The sequence below is a fragment of the Alteromonas sp. 5E99-2 genome (assembly GCF_017368475.1).
Classification (GTDB): Bacteria; Pseudomonadota; Gammaproteobacteria; order Enterobacterales; family Alteromonadaceae; genus Alteromonas_F.
Window position 1 is genome coordinate 1 of sequence record NZ_JAFNJE010000022.1, and the last position, 2,500, is coordinate 2,500.

2 rRNA genes (1 of these 2 cut by a window edge) are annotated in these 2,500 nt (G+C 51.6%); both read right to left on the bottom strand.

Annotated features, from left to right (window positions below):
• Window positions 1-147 precede the first annotated feature (147 nt).
• Window positions 148-262: ribosomal RNA gene (rrf, locus tag J3L16_RS15450) — 5S ribosomal RNA — on the bottom strand.
• A 166-nt stretch (window positions 263-428) separates the two neighbouring features.
• Window positions 429-2,500 (bottom strand): 23S ribosomal RNA (locus tag J3L16_RS15455) (it continues 826 nt past the right edge of the window).

Genomic DNA, 2,500 nt, shown 5'->3' on the forward strand with positions numbered 1-2,500 from the left:
TACGTGCGTTTCACTGCGTTCCTTAAGCAGGATTGTTATTATTCTGCCATGCGAGTGCGAGCGCTCGCTCGCTCAGCCGGTAGATACTTTTGAGTTGTTTTTTGTGGATTTTATCGTCGAGAGATACATACTAATTTGTCTTATTAGATTTGGCAGTGACTTACTCTCCCACGCCTTAAGACGCAGTACCATCAGCGCAGCGGCACTTAACTGCCGAGTTCGGGATGGGATCGGGTGTTTTGCTCGCGCTATGACCACCAAATCAAAAAAGACAAATTAGCCTAAGCATTACGTATGCATGTAATGCTTAGAGCATCAGGACAGTCTTGTTTTCACATGACTGTCATTGTTCCAGGTTCATCATATACTGATGGTTGTGTGTGTATGTATCATGATTTTAATTCAGTAAAGTCAGACTATTACTGGATCAAATCAAGCCTATCGGACCATTAGTACCAGTCAACTGAACGCATTGCTGCGCTTACATCTCTGGCCTATCGACGAGGTGGTCTACCTCGGTCCTCAGGGATACCTTGTTTTGAAGGGGGCTTCCCGCTTAGATGCCTTCAGCGGTTATCCTGTCCGATCATAGCTACTCTGCACTGCCGCTGGCGCGACAACAGATCCACCAGTGGATCGTTCACCCCGGTCCTCTCGTACTAGGGGCAACTCTTCTCAAGTATCCTACACCCACGGAAGATAGGGACCGAACTGTCTCACGACGTTCTAAACCCAGCTCACGTACCTCTTTAAACGGCGAACAGCCGTACCCTTGGGACCTGCTCCAGCCCCAGGATGAGATGAGCCGACATCGAGGTGCCAAACGGTGCCGTCGATATGGACTCTTGGGCACCATCAGCCTGTTATCCCCAGCGTACCTTTTATCCGTTGAGCGATGGCCCTTCCACTCGGGACCACCGGATCACTATGGCCGTCTTTCGACTCTGCTCGACTTGTCAGTCTCGCAGTCAGGCTGGCTTCTGCCATTGCACTCAACGAGCGATTTCCGACCGCTCTGAGCCAACCTTCGCGCGCCTCCGTTACAATTTGGGAGGCGACCGCCCCAGTCAAACTACCCACCACGCAGGGTCCCGGATCCAGATAATGGACCGCGGTTAGACATCAAACAGAATAAGGGTGGTATCTCAAGGGAGGCTCCCCAGAAACTGGCGTTCCTGGTTCAAAGCCTACCACCTATCCTGCACATACTGTGTCTGATGCCAATGCGAAGCTATAGTAAAGGTGCATGGGGTCTTTCCGTCTAACCGCGGGGAGCCGGCATCTTGACCGGCAATTCAATTTCGCTGAGTCCACATTTGAGACAGCGGGGAAGTCGTTACGCCATTCGTGCAGGTCGGAACTTACCCGACAAGGAATTTCGCTACCTTAGGACCGTTATAGTTACGGCCGCCGTTTACCTGGGCTTCAATTCGGAGCTTGCACTCCTCCTTTTAACCTTCAGGCACCGGGCAGGCGTCAGACCCTATACGTCGTCTTGCGACTTCGCAGAGCCCTGTGTTTTTAGTAAACAGTCGCCACCCCCTGGTTTGTGCCCCCGACCAAAAGTTGCCTTCTGACCGGGCCTCCTTCTCGCGAACTTACGGAGGTATTTTGCCGAGTTCCTTAAATGTGGTTCTCTCAAGCGCCTTGGTATTCTCTACCAGTCCACCTGTGTTGGTTTAGGGTACGATCTCATGGAGGGCTATTTCCAGGAACCTCTTAACGGCCTCCCCAATCCGATAAGGGGAAACAATCTTCGAGATCCGTCACATCCTCCTGGCCCAGGAATATTAACCTGGTTCCCATCGACTACGCCTTTCGGCCTCGCCTTAGGGGTCGGCTTACCCTGCTCAGATTAGCTTTAAGCAGGAACCCTTGGACTTTCGGCGAGGGAGTCTCTCACTCCCTTTGTCGCTACTCATGTCATCATTCTCACTAGTGATCTCTCCACCGGATCCCTCACAGGCCGGCTTCACAGAAAGCACCATAACTATCACAATACCCCGAAGGACACTGATATAGTCAGGTACTATGTCACACTACGCTCTGCTACCATGCAATAAATTGCATCCTAGACTTCGGCTCATGGCTTGAGCCCCGTTACATCTTCGCCGCAGGACAACTTATTTAGACCAGTGAGCTGTTACGCTATCTTTAAAGGATGGCTGCTTCTAAGCCAACCTCCTGGTTGTTTTGGTCGTCCCACCTGCTTTCCCACTTAGCCATGAATTAGGGGCCTTAGTCGTAGGTCAGGGTTGTTTCCCTCTCCACAACGGACGTTAGCACCCGCTGTGTGTCTGCCGGATATTACTCCTCGGTATTCGGAGTTTGATTAGGATCAGTAAGGCTGTGGGCCCCCATTACCCATTCAGTGCTCTACCCCCGAGGGTATTCGTCCGACGCTCTACCTAAATAGATTTCGCAGAGAACCAGCTATCTCCGAGTTTGATTGGCCTTTCACCCCTAGGCACACCTCATCCCGACCTTTTTCAACAGGTGT